This window comes from Aminobacter aganoensis (assembly GCF_014206975.1).
Lineage (GTDB): Bacteria > Pseudomonadota > Alphaproteobacteria > Rhizobiales > Rhizobiaceae > Aminobacter > Aminobacter aganoensis.
The window spans coordinates 63,300-81,671 of the sequence record NZ_JACHOU010000018.1; the positions used below are offsets into that span (position 1 = coordinate 63,300).

21 protein-coding genes are annotated in these 18,372 nt (G+C 65.0%); 16 read left to right on the forward strand and 5 right to left on the reverse strand.

The annotated features are described in order from the left end of the window. Position 1: 1 nt before the first annotated feature. Positions 2–244: a hypothetical protein gene (locus GGR00_RS23510; RefSeq protein WP_184701520.1), complete on the reverse strand. Its 243-nt coding sequence runs from the start codon at positions 242–244 to the stop codon at positions 2–4. Between the two features lie 201 nt (positions 245–445). Between GGR00_RS23510 and GGR00_RS23515 the strand changes: the two genes are divergently transcribed. After that, complete coding sequence (locus GGR00_RS23515; RefSeq protein WP_184701522.1) at positions 446–748, forward strand: helix-turn-helix domain-containing protein; 303 nt, start codon at positions 446–448, stop codon at positions 746–748. A gap of 47 nt (positions 749–795) precedes the next feature. Here GGR00_RS23515 and GGR00_RS23520 read toward each other — a convergent pair whose 3' ends face one another. Next, complete coding sequence (locus GGR00_RS23520) at positions 796–1,197, reverse strand: iron chaperone (protein WP_184701524.1); 402 nt, start codon at positions 1,195–1,197, stop codon at positions 796–798. Between the two features lie 115 nt (positions 1,198–1,312). On the opposite strand from GGR00_RS23520, the gene GGR00_RS23525 reads away from it, so the two are divergent. Both GGR00_RS23525 and GGR00_RS28540 read left to right on the forward strand, forming a co-directional pair. Next, positions 1,313–1,759 (forward strand): hypothetical protein, encoded by a 447-nt coding sequence (locus tag GGR00_RS23525; protein ID WP_184701526.1) that lies wholly within the window; start codon positions 1,313–1,315, stop codon positions 1,757–1,759. Between the two features lie 102 nt (positions 1,760–1,861). Next, a complete protein-coding gene (locus GGR00_RS28540; RefSeq protein ID WP_280137946.1) occupies positions 1,862–1,993 on the forward strand; it encodes a hypothetical protein in 132 nt (43 codons plus the stop codon). A 43-nt stretch (positions 1,994–2,036) separates the two neighbouring features. Here the strand turns inward: GGR00_RS28540 and GGR00_RS23530 are convergent, their stop codons facing one another. Then, on the reverse strand, positions 2,037–2,561 hold the full coding sequence (locus GGR00_RS23530; protein WP_156381196.1) for a hypothetical protein: 525 nt from the start codon (positions 2,559–2,561) through the stop codon (positions 2,037–2,039). 250 nt (positions 2,562–2,811) lie between these two features. Beyond that, positions 2,812–3,039, reverse strand: coding sequence for a hypothetical protein (locus GGR00_RS23535; RefSeq protein ID WP_184701528.1), 228 nt, complete (start codon positions 3,037–3,039; stop codon positions 2,812–2,814). A gap of 775 nt (positions 3,040–3,814) precedes the next feature. Between GGR00_RS23535 and GGR00_RS23540 the strand changes: the two genes are divergently transcribed. The 13 genes from GGR00_RS23540 (at position 3,815) to GGR00_RS23600 (ending at position 16,860) form a co-directional block, all read left to right on the forward strand. Continuing rightward, positions 3,815–4,171 (forward strand): putative quinol monooxygenase, encoded by a 357-nt coding sequence (locus tag GGR00_RS23540; RefSeq protein WP_184701560.1) that lies wholly within the window; start codon positions 3,815–3,817, stop codon positions 4,169–4,171. Between the two features lie 114 nt (positions 4,172–4,285). Then, entirely contained in the window at positions 4,286–7,225 is a 2,940-nt protein-coding gene (locus GGR00_RS23545) for a response regulator (protein WP_184701530.1), read from the forward strand. A gap of 313 nt (positions 7,226–7,538) precedes the next feature. Further along, positions 7,539–8,576 carry a PstS family phosphate ABC transporter substrate-binding protein gene (locus GGR00_RS23550; RefSeq protein ID WP_184701532.1) on the forward strand — a complete coding sequence of 346 codons (1,038 nt, stop codon included), beginning with the start codon at positions 7,539–7,541 and terminating at the stop codon, positions 8,574–8,576. Positions 8,577–8,678: 102 nt separating this feature from the next. Then, positions 8,679–10,145, forward strand: a complete 1,467-nt coding sequence (gene pstC, locus GGR00_RS23555) for a phosphate ABC transporter permease subunit PstC (protein WP_184701534.1) — start codon at positions 8,679–8,681, stop codon at positions 10,143–10,145. Next, positions 10,142–11,458 carry a phosphate ABC transporter permease PstA gene (gene pstA / locus GGR00_RS23560; protein ID WP_055974212.1) on the forward strand — a complete coding sequence of 439 codons (1,317 nt, stop codon included), beginning with the start codon at positions 10,142–10,144 and terminating at the stop codon, positions 11,456–11,458. Before pstC ends, pstA begins: the two co-directional genes overlap by 4 nt. A 24-nt stretch (positions 11,459–11,482) precedes the next feature. After that, entirely contained in the window at positions 11,483–12,304 is an 822-nt protein-coding gene (gene pstB, locus GGR00_RS23565; RefSeq protein WP_055975377.1) for a phosphate ABC transporter ATP-binding protein PstB, read from the forward strand. A gap of 40 nt (positions 12,305–12,344) precedes the next feature. Next, a complete protein-coding gene (gene phoU, locus GGR00_RS23570) occupies positions 12,345–13,049 on the forward strand; it encodes a phosphate signaling complex protein PhoU (RefSeq protein ID WP_055974209.1) in 705 nt (234 codons plus the stop codon). 98 nt (positions 13,050–13,147) lie between these two features. Continuing rightward, the gene (gene phoB, locus GGR00_RS23575) at positions 13,148–13,837 is read left to right on the forward strand and encodes a phosphate regulon transcriptional regulator PhoB (RefSeq protein ID WP_055975374.1); all 690 of its coding nucleotides are present in this window, start codon (positions 13,148–13,150) and stop codon (positions 13,835–13,837) included. A 230-nt stretch (positions 13,838–14,067) separates the two neighbouring features. Continuing rightward, the gene (locus GGR00_RS23580) at positions 14,068–14,466 is read left to right on the forward strand and encodes a hypothetical protein (RefSeq protein ID WP_184701536.1); all 399 of its coding nucleotides are present in this window, start codon (positions 14,068–14,070) and stop codon (positions 14,464–14,466) included. Between the two features lie 137 nt (positions 14,467–14,603). After that, complete coding sequence (locus GGR00_RS23585; RefSeq protein WP_184701538.1) at positions 14,604–14,801, forward strand: hypothetical protein; 198 nt, start codon at positions 14,604–14,606, stop codon at positions 14,799–14,801. After that, positions 14,798–15,604 (forward strand): L,D-transpeptidase, encoded by an 807-nt coding sequence (locus GGR00_RS23590; RefSeq protein WP_184701540.1) that lies wholly within the window; start codon positions 14,798–14,800, stop codon positions 15,602–15,604. The genes GGR00_RS23585 and GGR00_RS23590 overlap by 4 nt, the downstream gene beginning before the upstream one ends. Positions 15,605–15,751: 147 nt before the next feature. Next, on the forward strand, positions 15,752–16,147 hold the full coding sequence (locus GGR00_RS23595) for a hypothetical protein (protein ID WP_184701542.1): 396 nt from the start codon (positions 15,752–15,754) through the stop codon (positions 16,145–16,147). Continuing rightward, positions 16,144–16,860 carry a ferric reductase-like transmembrane domain-containing protein gene (locus GGR00_RS23600; RefSeq protein ID WP_210315117.1) on the forward strand — a complete coding sequence of 239 codons (717 nt, stop codon included), beginning with the start codon at positions 16,144–16,146 and terminating at the stop codon, positions 16,858–16,860. Before GGR00_RS23595 ends, GGR00_RS23600 begins: the two co-directional genes overlap by 4 nt. A 105-nt stretch (positions 16,861–16,965) precedes the next feature. On the opposite strand, the gene GGR00_RS23605 is transcribed toward GGR00_RS23600, so the two are convergent. Beyond that, positions 16,966–18,207: an ROK family protein gene (locus GGR00_RS23605; RefSeq protein ID WP_184701544.1), complete on the reverse strand. Its 1,242-nt coding sequence runs from the start codon at positions 18,205–18,207 to the stop codon at positions 16,966–16,968. Positions 18,208–18,372: the final 165 nt, after the last annotated feature.

Here is an 18,372-nt window from a genome sequence, read left to right on the forward strand (position 1 = left end):
CCTATTGCAGGCCGGCTGCGTCGTCGGACGCAGGCTCCAGTTCGAGCTCGCCCGGCGTCGCGCCATGCTGCAGCCTGTCGAGCAACTGGTCGCTGACGTCGTAATAGCGGCCGGAGACCAGCACGCGGGAGATGGGCTGCCCGTCGCCGCGGAACCGCCTGGAACTGACGAAAACCTTCTGCCGGCTCAGCGCATCGGCCACGGCCTTGCGCTTGCTGATCTGGTTGGCAGCCGGTGTACGCATTGGCCCGAGGCTCCATGCACGCTTGCGTGACTATCCTCCAAACCGCGCCGGCGATCAACGTCGCCGCGTTTCCTGCTGCCAAACGCGCCAAGCGGGGCCCAGGCCGGCAACAACGTCGCACCCCCTTCCGGTATGCGCCGCCATTTGCCTAAATGGCTGGACGACGATGGATTTGCCGGATTTGACCAGGAGGCGCAGGACATGATGACCGGACCGATCTGCAAGGCAGCCCGTGCGATCGTGGAGATCACCCGATCGAAACTGGCGCAGGCATCGAACGTCGACGAGCAGGTCATCGAGGCGTTCGAACGCAAGATCTCGACGCCGGACGAGAGCACCGTGCAGGCGCTGCAGGCGGCGCTTGAAAGCCTCGGCGCGACCTTCATCGCCGAAGAGGGCGCGAACGGCGCCGGCGTGCGGCTGAAATTCAGCAGGTCGGTGACCAGGCGACTGTCGGCGCTGGAAGGCGAAGGCGGCGCGGTGGCGAGCGACGACGTTCCGTGACGGCCCTGGCCCTGACGGCCTGGGCGCACGGCACATTCCAGATGACGTCAGCCGCGCGCCTTGTGGCTGGCCGCCGCCTTGGCCTTGCGGGCGTCGGCCTCTTCCTCGGCGCGCAGCAGGGCGATCCGCTCGATCAGCCTTGCCGGTATCGGTTCGGAGAGCGAAAAGCGCAACGTGCCCTTGCCGGCGACATAGGGGGCGACCTCGGCTCCGAGCCTTGCGACGAGACGCTCGGTGACCGGGTAGAGCGAATAGTGCTCCTTCCAGCCGGAGAAGTAGATCACCCGGCCGGCGTCCAGCTTGTAGGCAGGAATCTGGTAGGAAATGACTTCTTCGGCGCCGGGCAAGGCATCGCGGATGATCTTGCGCAGGCGTTCGAGGATAGGCTGGACGGCTTGCGGCTGTGCCGCGATGTATTCGTCGACGGACTTGAAATCGGTCTTGGCCATCAGTTTTTCCGGTCTCCCAGTCCCGCCTTCGGCTGACGACGGGCACTTCGATTGCGTTTGCGGATTACAGCCGGAAACCTGGCCGCTGGCAAATGGTTGAACCGGGCGACCCGAAATGCGAAAAGGGGCGCGCAACGGGGCAGACGCCATCCTAACGCCGTTCGACCACCAGCAGCCTTCGGAAGCGCATCGCGGGGAGACCTCCGTGCTGATGCGGCTGATGGTGCTCGTGCTGACATGGGCGTTGCTGCTGTTGCCATCGAGCTTCGGTGCGTCGCCTGTGCCGACCCTGGACCGGGCGGGCAAGCAGGCCGTCGTCCGCGACGGCAATGTGGTGCTGTCGCTGTCGAGCTACGATCGCGGCCAGAGCGCCCTGCGCAGTTCCGATCCGGTACAGTCCGGCAAGTCCTCCGGCGGTGCCGGCAAGGCGCTGTTCGAGACCGGCATCCGGCTTCGGCAACCGGAGCAGCAGCGCCTGGTTTCGAGCCGGCGCCTCGATACGGCCGAGCCGACAGAGAAGTTTGCAGCGTTTTCGGCACGGGCGCCGCCGCAAGGCGCCTGACGACCTTTCGCCAATTCTCCGCAGTGACGTCCAGACGCTCCCGGTCGACCGGGTCGGCGTCGGCATCGCTGCATGCAAACTTCGCCCGAAAAGGGAAATCCAATGAACGAAAACAAGACACCAGCCGCCAACGCCGCCGATTCCGCCGGAAGCAAGGAGGCCCTGCGCGGCTGGATCGTGCTGGGCCTGCTTGTCGCCGTCGTGCTGGCGGCGGGCTATTTCTACACGCACTGAAACCGGACCGCCGAACCTGCCGCTCCGGCGGCAGGTTCAAATTCTAGGGGTTCTCCTCCACTGGCGGATCGTCCTGTGGCGGCAGGAGGCGGGAAAACTCGACGCCGTCGATGACGAGCAATCGCGGCTCGGGCGCCTCGGCGACGCGCTCGACGCCATCGCTGCAGGAATAGACCGGCCAGCCCGCATCCGTGCACAGGATCTCGACGAACCAGTTGCCGAGCCGGTCGGTCAGGCCGATGCGCAAGGCGCCGTCGCGCAGGCGGCGGGCGTGCGAACCGTTCGGGGCCGTCCATGTCCAGGGCCCGCCAAGCGGCGGGCGGGCGAACAGGATGAAGGGATAGACGCTGGGCGGCAGGTCCTCATGCGCGGCGGCACCGCGGTAGCGCATCATCGCGGTGGCATAGTCGGCGGCAATCGCCGGCCAGCGCGCGTATAGCGCTGCCATGCCGTGCTGGTGCGTGTCGCCGAGCAGGTTTCGCCCACGCATGGCCTCTGCCCGGGCCGCCGGCGATGCGGCGAGGGCGACGACGACCGCGGCGACGAGCGTGGCGAGACGTTGCGTCATGCGTCCTGGCTTCATGGACATGCCGAGCGGCATTGTCTGCGCGGAACGGCGCAGGATCAATGGGGCGATCGACACCGTGCCCGATCACGAAATGCGTCGGGGAGAATGCGTCGGCCCGCACGCTCCGGACGCCGAAGCGCCGGATTGCAGGACGGATGATGTCGGGGAGCCGTGCCGGGGCTACTCTCACCGTCTCCCGAAAGCGGTGGCCGCTTTCGGGACCAGGTGCCCAGCGATGACGCGCCTGGGGTCAGGCAGCGTTTCTTGTCCGGAACCGCGGTATGCTTGCCAGCAGCAGATCCTCGTCGCGCACGCCGCTTCTGTAAAGCTTGAGGAGTGTCCTCGCTATTTCGCTTGCCCAGATGGAGCTCGGGTCTTCGCCGCGCTCGACGCAAATCTGGTCGAACACCTGCTGAAGAAGGGCGAGATCCTTGGGGTAGATCGGGGAGTTAGGCTGTGTGAAAATTACGTGCTCCATAGTCTTCTCCCATATGGTGCTTGTTCTTTTGACTTATGCTTGCTGCTGGTTTGTTGCCTGCTTGCTGTCGCGGTCAGTCAAGCCGAGCGCGAACGATGCGCCAGTCACGCGATCTATCTCCGACGCCGACGCATAACGTGTGCGAACCGAGACCGGCATCGGGGCGTATCGTGGAAGTGTCTGCCGCAGGCGACTGCATCGAAATGCCTCCTTGAGGCAAAGGTTGCATGCTACCGCATTTCATTCAGGGGCAGGAACTCTGCGCCACAACCTGCATCCTGTCGAGTCACCCTGGGTTGCACCGAGATTGCAGGCCCGGGGCGGGTTTCAACCACGAAAGGAGCCCACCGCAGAGGGAGCGGTGGGCCCTTTCGGAGCGTGGCTGAAAGGAAAAGGCCACGCTCGGTGTGCCTGAACTGAACTCGGAACCGGGCGAATGGTTCCGCGAAGGACCCCTTTCGTTACAGCCTGTCATCGTCGTTGAACGGCAGCATTCACCAATCGTTCACCATCGCGCCCGCACCTTCCTCCTGCGCAGTGTATCGAGTGCGCGTCTTCGGCAACGCCCGGCGGGCTGCACAACCCTTCTGCCCGCCGGTGCGTCGCAAGCCCTAAAACTCCTGCTCTTCCGGCCCGCCATTGGCGGCACGTCATCGCCACCGGCATCGTCGATGCCGAAATCGATTCCGCTTTGCAGGCCGATGCGTTAGCCTGTGGGCATCGTTCCGGCGGACGAAGCCGGACCTAGAGAAGAAGGCATGAACCCTTGGCTGAAATGACCATCATCGTCGAGTTCGAGACCGTGGACGGCGCGGAGGAACAGTTCCTCGACCTGATCTCGGAACATGCGCGCGCCACGTTGCAGGAAGAGCCGGGGTGCCTGCGCTTCGAGGTGATCAAGCCGGTCGAGCGCGACGGCACGCCGATCCCCAACAAGGTGATGGTCAACGAGCTCTATGCCGACGAATCGGCGGTCGCGACGCATGAGCGCAACCCGCGCATGCCCGACGTGCAGGCGGCACTGTCGCCGCTGCTCAAGTCGCGCCGGCTGATCCTTGCCGCGTCGCTCGGCCTGACCGATCCCAATGGCGGCATGCGGCCGGAAGAACTCAACGCCGCCAACGACGACTAGATATCCGCCAGGTCATGCGAATTAAGGTTAGTCGATCGTTAATGCTTCTGCTGCAAGGTTAATTGCGGCGAGCTGCGGGGGAGCAGCATCGCCCTTGCATGCAGGACTGACGGGATGCGGAAAAATCTTGGGTCGGACGCCAGCGATCCGGCCAGCGAGCCGACCGATGGCGTGGCGCGGCCGATGAGAACCGGAAATGCGCGGCCCGTCGAGGACCTGCCCTATGCAGATCTCGAGCGCACCATCGATTCGATGAACATGGGCGTGGTGCTCGTCGACGCCGCGCTCAGCGTCCAGTTCATCAACAAGGCCTTCTACGGCATCTGGAACGTGACCGCCGAACAGGTCGCCGCGGGCTGCCCGTTCCGCGCGCTGATGGACGTCAACCGCCACAACGGCGTCTATGCCATCGCCGACGCCGAATGGGAAAACTACGTTGCCGCGCGGCAGGACGAGATCCTGGCCGGCGATGTCGCGCCCCGCGAGTTCCGCCGCGCCGACGGGCGCACCATCATCTATTCGGTGACGGCCCTTTCGGGCGGCAAGCGGCTCGTCTCCTATTATGACGTCAGCGAGATGAAACGCCGCGAGGTCGAGGCCGTCGAGGCACGCCACCGGCTCGCCGAGGTGCTGGAATCCTTGCCCGCCGGCGTCGTCATCTACGACCGCGACGACCGGTTCGTGCTCGCCAACCACAAGCTCAAGAGCGCGTTGCCGGCCATCGGCGAGGCCATGGCCGAGGGCAGAACGCTGCGCGACAGCCTAGTGCTGGCGCAGCGCGCCGGCTACTACCGCGATACTGGCGAGCCCGAGCTCGACGCCCTGTACGATGCCGATCCGGAAGCCTGGATCGAAGGCATGATCGGCCGCTATCACACCAGCCATGCCGAGCGCGAGCGGCGCAATCCGGACGGGCGCTGGTACCAGGTGTTCGACCAGCGCCTCGCCGACGGCACCTTCATCGGTGTGCGCGTCGACATCACCGAACTCAAGCAGCGCGAGCGCGCGCTGCAGGATTCGATGCGCGAGAACGAGGTTTTCCGCAGCCTGATCGACAATGTGCCGGTGTCGATCTACGCCAAGCACGACGACCTCAGGCTGATGTATGTCAACCAGGGTTGGTGCGAGCTGACCGGCTTTTCGAAACAGGAGGCGATCGGCAAGACCGACGCCGAGATCTTCGGTCCCGAAGGCGAACCCTTCATGGAGGCCGATCGCGAAGTGATGCGCAGCGGCGCGACGGTGGAGGTCGAGGAGACGGCGACGGATACCGATGGTTCGACCCGCCACCAGTTTGCCCGCAAGAGCGCGATGGTGGCGTCGGACGGCTCGCTCTACCTGATAGGCTCGACCACCAACATCACCGAACTCAAGCAGCGCGAAGCCGAGCTCGAGGAAGCGCAGCGCCGCGCCGTGCTGGCCGACCGGGCCAAGTCGGAGTTCCTGGCCAATATGAGCCACGAGATCCGCACGCCGATGAACGGCGTGCTCGGCATGGCGGAGCTGCTGGCCAAGTCCGATCTTGATCCGAAGCAGAAGACGTTCACCGACATCATCGTCAAGTCGGGCAATGCGCTGCTGACGATCATCAACGACATCCTCGATTTCTCGAAGATCGACGCCGGGCAACTGGTGCTCGACCCGATCCCGTTCAACCTGGCCGAGGCCATCGAGGACGTCGCGACGCTGATGTCGACGCGGGCCAAGGAGAAGGACCTCGAACTGATCGTGCGGCTGCAGCCCGACCTCCGGCATCTCTATGTCGGCGATGTCGGGCGCATCAGGCAGATCATCACCAACCTGCTCGGCAATGCCGTCAAGTTCACCGATTCCGGCCACGTGCTGGTCGATGTCACCGGCCGCAGCGAAGGCGACGCGACGAAGCTGCATATCGCGGTGACCGACACCGGCATCGGCATTCCCGAGGCCAAGCTCAAGCTGGTGTTCGAGAAGTTCAGCCAGGTCGATGCGTCCTCGACGCGCCGGCATGAAGGCACCGGGCTTGGCCTCGCCATCACGTCGCGGCTCGTCGACATGATGGGCGGCGAGATCGGCGTCGACAGCGCCGAAGGTGCGGGCTCGACATTCTGGTTCACGCTGACGCTGCCCGATGCCGGGCGGCTGGAAAGCCGGCCGGCGGCGCTGATCGACGTGACCGGCGCGCGCGTGATGATCGTCGACGACAACGCCGTCAACCGGACGATCCTGACCGAGCAGATGGTGTCGTGGGGCTTTGATTCCTGCGCGGCGCGCAGCGGCGACGAGGGCTTGCGCGTGCTGACCGCGGCGCAGGCGATGGGCGTCAACGTCGACTGCATCGTGCTCGACTACCAGATGCCTGGCATGACCGGCGCGGAGATGGCACGCATCGTGCGCCATACGCCCGGCCTCAGCGACACGCCGATCGTCATGCTGACCTCGGTCGACCAGTCGTTGTCGGGGCCTGCCCACCGCGACCTCGCCATCGATGCGCAACTGATCAAGCCGGCGCGATCGTCGGCGCTGCTCGAGGCGCTTGTCGGCAGCATCCAGCGTCGCCGGGCGCCGAACCTGACGCCGGTGCAGGTGGCCGATGCGCAGATGCCGGCCAGGGACGCCAACGGCCAGGCGGCCAGTGTGACGCGCCTGCGCGGCGGGCAGCGGCCGGCCGGCGAGGGCGGGCTCGACATACTCGTCGCCGAGGACAACGAAGTGAACCAGATGGTGTTCAGCCAGATCCTGGCCGAGACCGAGCTGTCGTTCGAGATCGTCGGCAACGGCCGGCGCGCGGTGACGGCTTTCGGCGAACGCCGTCCGCGGATGATCCTGATGGACGTGTCGATGCCCGAGATGAACGGGCTCGAGGCGACGAGCGAAATCCGCAAGCTCGAACGCGGAACGGGCACGCGCGTGCCGATCATCGGCGTGACCGCACATGCGCTGAAGGGCGACAAGGAACGCTGCCTGGAAGCCGGCATGGACGACTACCTGCCCAAGCCGATCAGCCCGCGTGCGCTGCTCGAAAAGATCGAGCGTTGGTCGTGGCGCGACGAGGAGCGCCGCGGCGCCGTCTAGGTGTCGAGGTGATGCCGGCCTGAACTGAATCTGCAGCATCCGCCAGGCCTCGACTTTCAAGACTGTGGAAATGTGACAGCCCGAAGCGGCAAAGCGCGGCCTGCCGTTGGGTAGACGGCTTGCTTTCGGCACCGGTCTGTTGTTTGCCTCGCGCCGGCAAAGGACCGCGTCGGCCAAGCCTTGGCGGCATTGCACAGCGACCGTTACAGGGGTGACACGAAACTGTCATGCAACTGTAATAGAGGGGGGTTATTGGCTCACCGGGCGCCGAAGAAAGGCGTCATACGAGATCCTCCAACAGGAGCAGGCCCCAATGAAAAAAGCTCTTCTCACTGCGTCGGCGGCTGCCTTCGCGATTGCCGCCTCGGTAGGCTACGCCTCGGCCCGCGACCAGATCCAGGTTGCCGGTTCCTCGACCGTTCTGCCCTATGCCAAGATCGTTGCCGAGCAGTTCGGCGAAACCTTCTCGAACTTCAAGACCCCGGTGGTCGAGTCCGGCGGTTCGGGCGCCGGCATCAAGGAATTCTGCAAGGGCGTCGGCGAAAACACCATCGACATCGCCAACTCGTCGCGCGCCATCAAGAAGGACGAGGTGCAGTCCTGCATCGACGCCGGCGTCAAGGACATCCAGGAAGTCAAGATCGGCTATGACGGCATCGTCTTTGCGACCGACGTCAACGGCCCGGACTGGGCGCTGACCGCCGAAGACATCTACAAGGCGCTGGCCGCCAAGATCGTCGTCGACGGCAAGCTGGTCGAGAACCCGAACACCAAGTGGAACCAGGTCAACCCGAACCTGCCCGACTGGGACATCGCCGCCTACATCCCCGGCGAAAAGCACGGCACCCGCGAAGTCTTCGAAGAGAAGCTGCTGATCGCCGGCTGCAAGGCACTCGGCGGCGTCGAAGCTGCCAAGGCTGCCGGCCTCGACGAAAAGGCGGCTGACGCTTCGTGCAAGGCCGTGCGCAAGGACGGCAAGGCTGTCGACATCGATGGCGACTACTCCGAGACGCTGGCCCGCATCGACTCGAACAAGACCGGCGTCGGCGTGTTCGGCCTGGCCTTCTACGAAAACAACGCCGACAAGCTGAAGGTCGCCACCGTCGGCGGCATCACGCCTTCGGTCGAGACCATCGCCAAGGGCGAATATCCGGTGTCGCGTCCGCTGTACTTCTACGTCAAGAAGGCGCATCTCGGCGTCATTCCGGGCCTGAAGGAATATGTCGAGTTCTTCCTCGACGACCAGATGGTCGGCCCGGAAAGCCCGCTCGCCGACTACGGCCTGGTTGCCGCTCCGGACACAGAACGCGCTGCCCAGCGCGACGCGTTCACCGCCGGCAAGACCATGTAATTTGTGAACTGCCACGGGGCGGCGGAAAAATCCGCTGCCCCGTGGAATATTTTGCCGACTGTCCCGTTCGGCACAGAGAACCGAATTCACCGAGGCCGGCCCATGTCTTTCCTGCTCGTCTTCGCCATCGTACTCGCAATCGGGCTGATCGCATTCGCGGTCGGCCGGCAAAGGGCGCGCGCGCAGGACGACGGTACGGTCAAGCCGCACTCGCGGGCGCATTACCACGGCTGGTTGGCGTTCCTGACCGGCGTCATCCCGGCCGTCCTGTTCCTGGCTGCGTGGGACATCGGCGCCAGCGCCTATCTGAACAGCCACATCCATGCCGCCCTGCCTGCCGACGTCGCCGACGGAACGGTGGCGCATGAAGACCTCGCGGCGGGCCTGGTCAAAAGCCTTGCCAGCGGCATGCGCCGGCTCGACAGCCAGACGCTTGCCGCATTGCCCCAGACTTTCGCCGAATTGCAGCCGATGCTCGCCGCAAAGGGCGTGGCGCTGGCGCCCGACACGCAGGACTACATGATCCCGATCGCCGCGGACGCCAACCGCGTCTCCGATCGCCTCGACATGATCGTCGCGGTCGTTTCGATCGGGCTGGTCCTGATCGGTTCGGTCTACGGCCTCAGCCGCATCACGCCGCGCGGCAGGGCACGCAACCACGTCGAGAAGGTGATGCTGTGGAGCCTGCTCGGCGCCTCGACGCTGGCCATCCTGACGACGATCGGCATCGTGCTGTCGATGCTGTTCCAGACGATAGCGTTCTTCGAGAAGATCCCGCTGACCAACTTCTTCTTCGGGACGGTCTGGGACCCGCGTTTCGCAGCCGCCGGTTCCGGTGGCGCGGAGGGCCAGTTCGGCCTGATCCCGCTGCTTGCCGGCACGCTCTACATCGCCTTCGTGGCACTGCTGGTCGCAGTGCCGATCGGCCTGATGTCGGCGGTCTACATGTCGGAATACGCGGCACCCAAGGTGCGGGCCGTGGTCAAGCCGGCGCTCGAGCTGCTCGCCGGCATCCCGACCATCGTCTACGGTATCTTCGCGCTCGTCACGCTCGGGCCGTTCCTGCGCGACATCAGCGCGGCGCTCGCCGGCGGCACACCGTTCATCCAGGCGCAGTCGATCCTGACCGCCGGCCTGGTGATGGGCGTCATGCTGATCCCGGTCGTCTCCTCGCTCTCCGACGACATCATCACCGCCGTGCCCCGCGCCATGCGCGACGGCTCGCTCGGCCTCGGCGCCACGCGCTCTGAAACGATCAAGCGCGTCATCCTCCCAGCCGCGCTGCCGGGCATCGTCGGCGCCATCCTGCTGACCGCCTCGCGGGCCATCGGCGAAACGATGATCGTGGTGCTGGCGGCGGGCGTGGCGGCGAACCTGACGCTCAACCCGTTCGAGGCGATGACCACCATCACCGTCAAGATCGTCAACCAGCTGACCGGCGACCTCGAGTTCAACACGCCGCAGACGCTTGTCGCCTTCGCGCTCGGCATCACGCTCTTCGCGCTGACGCTGGTGATGAACATCGTCGCGCTTTACATCGTCCGGAAGTACCGGGAGCAGTACGAATGACCGATATCTCGCTCGACACGCTTGCTTCGCCCGCGGCTCGTCCGCGCCGCGACATTGGCCTCAAGAGGCGCTATGCCGCCGAACGCCGCTTCCGTCTCTACGGCGTGCTGGCGATCGCCGTCGGCCTGGCCTTCCTGGCGGTCATGCTGACCACGATCGTCTCCAAGGGCTACACCGCCTTCTGGCAGACGACGGTGACGCTGGCGGTCCATTTCGACGAAAAGATCATCGATCCCGAGAACAAGCGGGCGACCGATCCAAACGTGCTGATCACGGCGAACTATCCCAAGCTGGCCGAGGCTGCGCTGATCGAAAAGCTCGGTATCGACCCGAGCGACCGCGCCACCGTGCGCAAGCTCAAGGGCTTCCTGTCGGACGGCTCCCGCGTCCAGCTGCGCGCCATCGTCGCCGCCGATCCATCGGTCATCGGCACGACGCGCAACGTGGACATCCTGGCCGCGGCCAATCTCGACTCGGCCTACAAGGGCCAGATCGACCTCAACGTGCCGGAAAGCCGCCGCAAGGTGTCGGACCAGCAGGTCGAGTGGATGAACAAGCTCAAGGCCGAAGGCGTGATGGCCGAGCACTTCAACACCGGGCTGTTCAGCTACGGCGCGTCGAGCCGGCCGGAGACTTCGGGCGTCGGCGTTGCCCTGATCGGCTCGTTCTACATGATGGTGATCGTGCTTTTGCTGGCGCTGCCGATCGGCGTCGCGGCCTCGATCTATCTCGAGGAATTCGCCAAGAAGAGCCGCTTCACCGACCTGATCGAGGTCAACATCAACAACCTGGCCGCCGTGCCGTCGATCGTCTTCGGCCTGCTCGGCCTCGCCGTGTTCATCAACTTCCTCGGCCTGCCGCGCTCGGCCTCCTTCGTCGGCGGCCTGGTGCTGACGCTGATGACGCTGCCGACCATCATCATCGCGACGCGCGCAGCCCTTGCCGCCGTGCCGCCGTCGATCCGCTCGGCAGCACTCGGCCTCGGCGCGTCGAAGATGCAGATGGTGTTCCAGCACATCCTGCCGCTGGCCGCCCCCGGCATCCTGACCGGCACGATCATCGGCCTGGCGCGTGCGCTCGGCGAGACGGCACCGCTGCTTTTGATCGGCATGGTTGCCTTCGTGGCCGACTATCCCAAGACGCCTTTCGACCCGGCGACGGCCCTGCCGGTGCAGATCTACATGTGGGCGAACGAGGCCGAGCGTGCCTTCGTCGAGCGCATGTCGGGCGCAATCATCATCCTTCTGATCTTCCTGATGGCCATGAACATCGTCGCCATCGTCCTCCGCCGCCGCTTCGAGCGTCGCTGGTAGGGCATGGACAAGGAGCATCCTGCTATGAACATCATGACCGAGAAATCCCTCGAAGACGCGGTGAATGCCGAGATGAACAGACCCAACGAACCCATCAAGATGCGTGGCGACCAGGTCACCGTTCACTATGGCGACAAGCAGGCGCTGTTCGGCGTCAACCTCGACGTCCGGCAGAACCAGGTGACGGCGCTGATCGGCCCTTCGGGCTGCGGCAAGTCGACCTTCCTGCGCTGCCTCAACCGCATGAACGACACCATCGACAGCGCGCGTGTCGGCGGCAAGATCACCCTCGACAGCGAAGACATCTACGATCCCAAGATCGACGTCGTCGAGCTGCGCGCCCGCGTCGGCATGGTGTTCCAGAAGCCAAATCCGTTTCCCAAGTCGATCTACGAGAACGTCGCCTACGGCCCGCGCATCCACGGCCTCGCCAAGAACAAGGCCGAGCTAGACGAGATCGTCGAGAAGAGCCTGCAGAAGGCGGCGCTTTGGAACGAAGCCAAGGACCGTCTCAACGAGCCGGGCACCGGTCTTTCAGGCGGCCAGCAGCAGCGCCTGTGCATCGCCCGCGCCATCGCGGTTGCGCCCGAGGTGATCCTGATGGACGAGCCGTGCTCGGCGCTCGACCCGATCGCCACCGCCAAGGTGGAGGAGCTGATCGACGAGCTGCGCGAGAACTACACCATCGTCATCGTGACGCACTCGATGCAGCAGGCGGCGCGCGTGTCGCAGCGCACGGCGATGTTCCATCTCGGCTACCTGGTCGAGGAAGGGCCGACGGACAAGATGTTCACCAACCCTGACGACAAGCGGACGCAGGACTACATCACCGGCCGTTTCGGCTGAGCGATAGCAGCTCCGACCAGCACCAGACGAGGAACACATCATGGGCGAGCACACAGTCCGGTCCTTCGACGAAGAATTGAAACATGTCGACCAGGTCATCCGCGACATGGGCGACCTGGCCGGCGCAATGGTGGCAGGTGCGATCCGCGCGCTGCTTTCGTCGGACCAGGCGTTGGCGCAGAACGTCGTCGCCGACGACACGATCATGGATGCCAAGCAGCGCGAACTCGACAACAGCGCGATCACGCTGATCGCCAAGCGCCAGCCGATGGCGCAGGATCTTCGCGCGGTGGTCGGCGCCATCCGCATGGCCGGCGATCTCGAACGCATCGGCGACCTGGCCAAGAACATCGCCAAGCGTGTCGGCGCCGTCGGCCAGTCGCCGACGCCGCGCAACCTTTCGCACTCCATCGACGCGATGGCGCAGCTGGTACTCGGCCAGGTCCGGGGCGTGGTCGATCTCTATGTCGCGCGCCAGGCCGAAGGCCTGAAGGAACTGCGCGCCGACGACCAGAAGATCGACATCCAGTACACTGCAGTGTTTCGCGAACTGCTGACGTACATGATGGAAGATCCGCGCAACATCACCGCCTGCACGCATCTGCTGTTCTGCGCCAAGAACCTCGAGCGCATCGGCGACCATGTCACCAACGTCGCCGAGAACGCCTATTTCGTGGTCACCGGCACGCAGTTGCCGCTCAACCGCCCGAAGGTGGACGAGACCACGACGGCCGTGTCGGCCTGAAGACTTCCGAAACCGCATGCGTTTGGCGCGGGGGCGCTGCATAGCTTAAATCAACGCACGGGCCCGACAGGGCCGTGCGCCAGGACAAGGTACAGGCGATGATCGCTCCAAAGGTCATGGTCGTTGAAGACGAAGAGCCGCTGGGCGTGCTGCTTCGCTACAATCTCGAATCCGAAGGTTACCAGGTCGAGGTGGTCACCCGTGGCGACGAGGCGGAAATCCGTCTCCAGGAAAACGTGCCGGATCTTTTGGTGCTCGACTGGATGGTGCCGGCGCTGTCCGGCATCGAACTGTGCCGCAGGCTGAGGATGCGGCCGGAAACCGAGCGGCTGCCGATCATCATGCTGACGGCGCGTGGCGAGGAGAGCGACCGGGTGCGCGGCCTGTCGACAGGTGCCGACGACTATCTGGTCAAGCCGTTCTCGACGCCGGAGTTCATGGCACGGGTCAAGGCGCTGCTGCGCCGGGCGAAGCCCGAGGTGCTGTCGTCCATCCTCAAGGTCGGCGACATCATGCTCGACCGCGAGTCGCACCGGGTCTACCGCAAGAAAAGCGAGATCAAGCTCGGGCCGACCGAGTTCCGCCTGCTCGAATTCATGATGCGGCATCCGGGGCGGGTGTTCTCGCGGAGCCAACTGCTCGACAATGTCTGGGGCGAGACGATCTACATCGACGAGCGCACGGTCGACGTGCATGTCGGGCGCCTGCGCAAGGCGGTCAACACCGGGCGCATGCCCGACGTGATCCGCACCATTCGCGGCGCCGGCTACGCCATCCGCGAGGACTAGCAGTCGGCGTCGCCGTTCGTGCCCATCGCTGCGCCGGCAAGGTGGTAGCCCGGCCGCATGGCGCCAGATCATGACGGTTCGTCTGCGTCGCGATGCCTGGTTCGCCGCCATTGCAAAAAACCTTCTGGCGACAGGATAGTTGTTCTGAAAGAACAACTGGTGATCCGTGATGCTGATGAGAATCTTTCTCAGAAACGGTAGTTTAAAAGGCCATAGATGACGTTTTCGTGATGTCATCGATATCAAAAATTGTCCATTTTCATGCTAGCTGGCGCCTCGTGCGCAACTTTGTCTCGGCCATTGTTCTGGTGCTGGTCACCATGCTTTACGGACTGCCCTTAGAGCGGGCAGCGGCCACAGGCATGAACATTGGCGAACTGCCGGGGACAACCGCACAGGCGGAAGCTGCCGCCGGGCACAACGCGTGCCTGCCGTCGCCGGAGCACTGCGCCGGCGAGACTTCCGACGAACGCGGACCTAGCACGCATTGCCTGGGCGACTGCCCTGCGTGGCAGGCGCGTATCGAGCTTGCCACGCCGATCCGCACGACGCTTAGGAAGCTGCTTCCAGATTCCATGCCGCGTCGCGTGGCGAACGTATCGCTCCTTCGGCCTCCCATCGCCGCCTGATTTCCGACCGTTCGGCCCTCGCACCGGCGAGGCCGCCCGAAATCAGTTGCGATGAGGAGACGGATGATCTTCCCGAAGAATTCTTGCGCCTGGGCCAGGCCCGAGCGCGTCCGCCATATCGGCGTCACGGGCCGGCGTTGCCGCCAGCCCGCCAGGCGCCGGCGCGCCTCATCAGCGGCAACCGCGACATGATGAGCGCCCGCACGCATGAGCCGTCACCGGTCGGTGGACCGGTGCCGAGCGGCTGCGTGCACGTGATCAACGACCGCGTCATCGACCTCCCTGACGGCGTGTCGCCCGAAATACAGGAAATGGTTCCAGGAGACTGCCAATGACTACGGATACTTTTGAAACGAACGCCGCGGACGCCGCGCCGGTGCCAGGAGGTGGCTCCGCATTGAGCCGCCGGCGGTTTCTCGTCGGCGTAGCCGGGCTGGGGACGCTTGGCGTGTCCGGCTGCGTCAGCACCCAGCAAGCGGCCGTGCCGGCCGCAGTCGCGCCGGTCAAGAAGGCACCGCCGGTCATCGACAGCAATGCCCTGGCGCTGTACGGCCCGCTGCCGAACGAGAAGTTCCCCATTGCTGCAATCGACCTGACCAAGGTGCCGAGCAAGTTCTACCGGCAACAGGTCGACTACGTCACCGAGGAACCGGTCGGAACGCTGGTCGTCGACACGGACAATTTCTACCTCTACCTCGTCCAGCCGGACGGCAAGGCCATGCGTTACGGCGTCGGGCTCGGCCGGGCCGGCTTCACCTGGGCGGGAAGGGGCCGCATCGGCTGGAAACAGGAATGGCCGAAATGGACGCCGCCGGACGAGATGATCGCGCGCCAGCCGAGCCTCGCCCGGTGGGGCGCCGACAGGGGCGGCATGCCACCCGGCCTGACAAATCCGCTGGGGTCGCGGGCGCTCTACGTGTTCCAGGGCAAGGTCGATACGCTCTATCGCGTTCATGGAACGCCGGAATACTGGACCGTCGGCAAGGCGGTCTCGAGCGGCTGCGTCCGCCTGATGAACCAGGACATCATCGACCTGTATGAACGGGTGCCGAGCCAGTCTCCGATCCTCGTGCTGGGCGATCCGACCCAACCCCATTCGCATGAGGTCGCCGGCAGCGCTCCGCAAGCCGCGGGCTGATGCAGCGGCCATCCCGACAGGTTCCCGCCGGACGGCGTGCGAAGCGCCGTCCGGCCAAGCTGGAGCAGAGACGACATGAGTGACCGCATCATCGACCTCGCGCCGCCAGGGCCATGGCATGGCGGTGCCGTTCTCAAGGGAGTGGCCATGGCCATCCTGAGCTTTGCCGCGCTGGGCACCGTCTCGGCGCTCTGGGACAATCCGCTGTTTGTCCGGATGACCCCCATCGCGGGATGGGAACTGCCTGCCTTGGCGGTCCTGTCGGCGCTCTCGGGGCTCTACGTTGCCGTGCGACGCCCCTTCTGTTCGGCCCGCCGGGCGGGCGCCGGCGGCGTGGCGGGCTTCATCGGCATCGCATGCCCGACCTGCAACAAACTGCTCATGCTGCTGTTCGGAGGCGAATTGCTGATGACCTGGTTCGACCCGATCCGGCCATTGATTGCAGCACTTGGCATTGCGCTTCTTGCCATTGCGTCATGGCATGAAATGCGGGCTCGCCGCGCGGACCATGCAGACGCAACGCAATTGGAGTTTCCGAAGTGACCGTCCCCGCCGCGCGCGCCGACCGGCCCGTTGCCTTTGCCTGGCGCCGGACGCTGCTGCGCCATGTCGTGGTCATCGGCCTTTCGGCGGCGCTGGTCTACGCGTTCGCCCTCGTGCACGGGCAGTGGAGCCCGATGCACAGATGGAATCGCGCATTCGCGGACGCATCGCTGGCGATGCTGGCGATCACCATGTCGATCGGGCCAGTCTCGCGCCTGTGGCCCTTCTTGCTGCGAATAGTCGCCTATCGGCGCGAGACCGGCGTCCATGCGACGCTTCTGGCGACTGTGCATACGGTGGTCATCCTCGGCGGTTGGGTCGAGTGGGATCTTGCGCGGCTCTTCGGCCTCGAAATCGTGCCGCAGACGGGCGAGTATGTGATGTTCCAGCATGGCTTCGGCCTTGCCAACGTGCTCGGCATTGCCGCGCTGGCCTATGCGCTCATGCTCATGCTGACCTCGAACGACCGCTCGATCCGGCTGCTTGGTTCCCCGGTGTGGAAGTTCCTGCAGAACGGCGCAGCGGTGCTGTGGGGGCTGGCCGTGCTGCACACGGGCTATTTCCTGTTCATGCACTTCCTGAGTTTCCATCGCCAGACGCCCGAGCCGAACCCGCTGCAATGGCCGTTCGTGACGGCGGTGCTGTCGGTGCTCTTGCTGCGCGCTGCGGCCTTCCTTTCAACCTGGAGCAGGAAGAGAAACAGCGCCCGCTGACGGCTAGAGTGTTTCCGCTTTTCTTCGAAACGCGAAAACGCTCTATGCTCTTGTTTTTGCGCAATTCCGGACGGAAAACCGCTGCACACTTTTCCTGGAATTGCTCTAGGCGACGTCGGTCGCAGGCTGTCGCGACGCCGGGCCTGCGGCGAAGATTTCCTGGTCGACATGGAGCAGGGCGCGCATCATCGCGCCCTCGCGCTTGAGCGGAACCTCGTTGGGCTCGGTGTCGAACGAGATCGCCTTCGAGTGCAGGCCGCCGGCGGTCTTGGCGATGGCCGACAGCACATGCGGCTCCATCAGGTCGAACGCCGTGGCGCCGACACCGACGAAGGCGAGCGGTGCTGGATCGAACAGGGCGAACATCGAGCCGAGGCCGAAGCCGATGGCCTCGCCCGCCTTGCGGAAGGCTTCGCGCTCGGGACCGTCATGGTCGCGGGCCGCATCGGCGAGAGCGGTGATGTCGTCGTCGGAGAGGTCGGCCAGCGGCTCGGCATTCTCGTCGCCCAGCCTGGCGTTGCGCCAGATGGCATAGTTGCCGGCATAGGCCTCGATGCAGCCGCGGCGACCGCAGCGGCAGAGCGCGCCGTCGGGGCGGTGGATCATATGGCCGAATTCGGCGCCGGACGACTGGGTGCCGGTAAACAACTCGCCCTTGATGACGAGGCCCATGCCGATGCCGTGCGACAGGAGGATGGCGATGAAGTCGTCGCGATAGCGGAGGGGATCGCGCCAGCGCAGGGCCTCGGCGATCATGTTGCAGTCGTTCTCCACCGTCACCGGCACGCCGAACTCCTGTTCGAGGCGATCGGCGAAGGGGATGTCGTCGTGCCGGGTGATCGGCGACCACAGCAGCTTGCGCGAGCCGGAATCGGTGATGCCCTGGACCGCGATCGCAATGCGCAGGACGGGCCCGGCGGAGGTGTCGGCGCCGTCGATCAGGCGCCGGATCATGGCGATGCATTCGCTGACCAGCGCCTCGGCGGGCATGCGCTGGGTGACCAGCCGCCGGGTGTCCTCGGCCATGGTGTTGCCGGCATAGTCGATGACCGCGGCCGAAAGGCTGTTGAGCGAAAGCACGACGGCAACGATGGACGCCGCCCTGGGTTCGAGCGCCAGCGCGACCTGCGGCCGGCCGCGCTTCATGGCGGCCGGTTCGAAGCCCTTGGCTTCGGCAAGGATGCCCTCGGCGATGAGGTCGGAGGAGATGGTCGATATCGTGGAATGGCTGAGGCCGGTGGTCGCTGCAATCTCCGTGCGCGAAGGCTGGCTGGCGCGGCGAACTGCGGATATAACCATAGCTCGATTGCGTCGTCTCAGATCGTCGTGACGTATGCCGACCGACATGTGCTCGTCTTCCTCCCGGCGAAGCGCTGCCTTGTTATGCGGCAGTCCCTATCGCGCCAAGCCATTGTGACAGAGCGGAGGGCAAATGTCTTTATTTATTTCGAGCTCCGAAAAAAATACCAGGGCGCTGCGAAACCATGTTGACAGCGACAGGCGGTTGAGTCA

Excerpts from the sequence above, each read along its gene's own strand:
- phoU (WP_055974209.1), top strand. The coding sequence starts at position 12,345 with ATGGGCGAGCACACAGTCCGGTCCTTCGACGAAGAATTGAAACATGTC.
- GGR00_RS23515 (WP_184701522.1), top strand. The coding sequence starts at position 446 with ATGATGACCGGACCGATCTGCAAGGCAGCCCGTGCGATCGTGGAGATC.
- GGR00_RS23595 (WP_184701542.1), top strand. The coding sequence starts at position 15,752 with ATGGCCATCCTGAGCTTTGCCGCGCTGGGCACCGTCTCGGCGCTCTGG.
- phoB (WP_055975374.1), top strand. The coding sequence starts at position 13,148 with ATGATCGCTCCAAAGGTCATGGTCGTTGAAGACGAAGAGCCGCTGGGC.
- GGR00_RS23520 (WP_184701524.1), bottom strand. The coding sequence starts at position 1,197 with ATGGCCAAGACCGATTTCAAGTCCGTCGACGAATACATCGCGGCACAG.
- GGR00_RS23535 (WP_184701528.1), bottom strand. The coding sequence starts at position 3,039 with ATGGAGCACGTAATTTTCACACAGCCTAACTCCCCGATCTACCCCAAG.
- GGR00_RS23605 (WP_184701544.1), bottom strand. The coding sequence starts at position 18,207 with ATGTCGGTCGGCATACGTCACGACGATCTGAGACGACGCAATCGAGCT.
- GGR00_RS28540 (WP_280137946.1), top strand. The coding sequence starts at position 1,862 with ATGAACGAAAACAAGACACCAGCCGCCAACGCCGCCGATTCCGCCGGA.
- GGR00_RS23540 (WP_184701560.1), top strand. The coding sequence starts at position 3,815 with ATGACCATCATCGTCGAGTTCGAGACCGTGGACGGCGCGGAGGAACAG.
- pstC (WP_184701534.1), top strand. The coding sequence starts at position 8,679 with ATGTCTTTCCTGCTCGTCTTCGCCATCGTACTCGCAATCGGGCTGATC.
- GGR00_RS23545 (WP_184701530.1), top strand. The coding sequence starts at position 4,286 with ATGCGGAAAAATCTTGGGTCGGACGCCAGCGATCCGGCCAGCGAGCCG.
- pstA (WP_055974212.1), top strand. The coding sequence starts at position 10,142 with ATGACCGATATCTCGCTCGACACGCTTGCTTCGCCCGCGGCTCGTCCG.
- GGR00_RS23590 (WP_184701540.1), top strand. The coding sequence starts at position 14,798 with ATGACTACGGATACTTTTGAAACGAACGCCGCGGACGCCGCGCCGGTG.
- GGR00_RS23580 (WP_184701536.1), top strand. The coding sequence starts at position 14,068 with ATGTCATCGATATCAAAAATTGTCCATTTTCATGCTAGCTGGCGCCTC.
- GGR00_RS23510 (WP_184701520.1), bottom strand. The coding sequence starts at position 244 with ATGCGTACACCGGCTGCCAACCAGATCAGCAAGCGCAAGGCCGTGGCC.
- GGR00_RS23525 (WP_184701526.1), top strand. The coding sequence starts at position 1,313 with ATGCGAAAAGGGGCGCGCAACGGGGCAGACGCCATCCTAACGCCGTTC.
- GGR00_RS23550 (WP_184701532.1), top strand. The coding sequence starts at position 7,539 with ATGAAAAAAGCTCTTCTCACTGCGTCGGCGGCTGCCTTCGCGATTGCC.
- pstB (WP_055975377.1), top strand. The coding sequence starts at position 11,483 with ATGAACATCATGACCGAGAAATCCCTCGAAGACGCGGTGAATGCCGAG.
- GGR00_RS23530 (WP_156381196.1), bottom strand. The coding sequence starts at position 2,561 with ATGACGCAACGTCTCGCCACGCTCGTCGCCGCGGTCGTCGTCGCCCTC.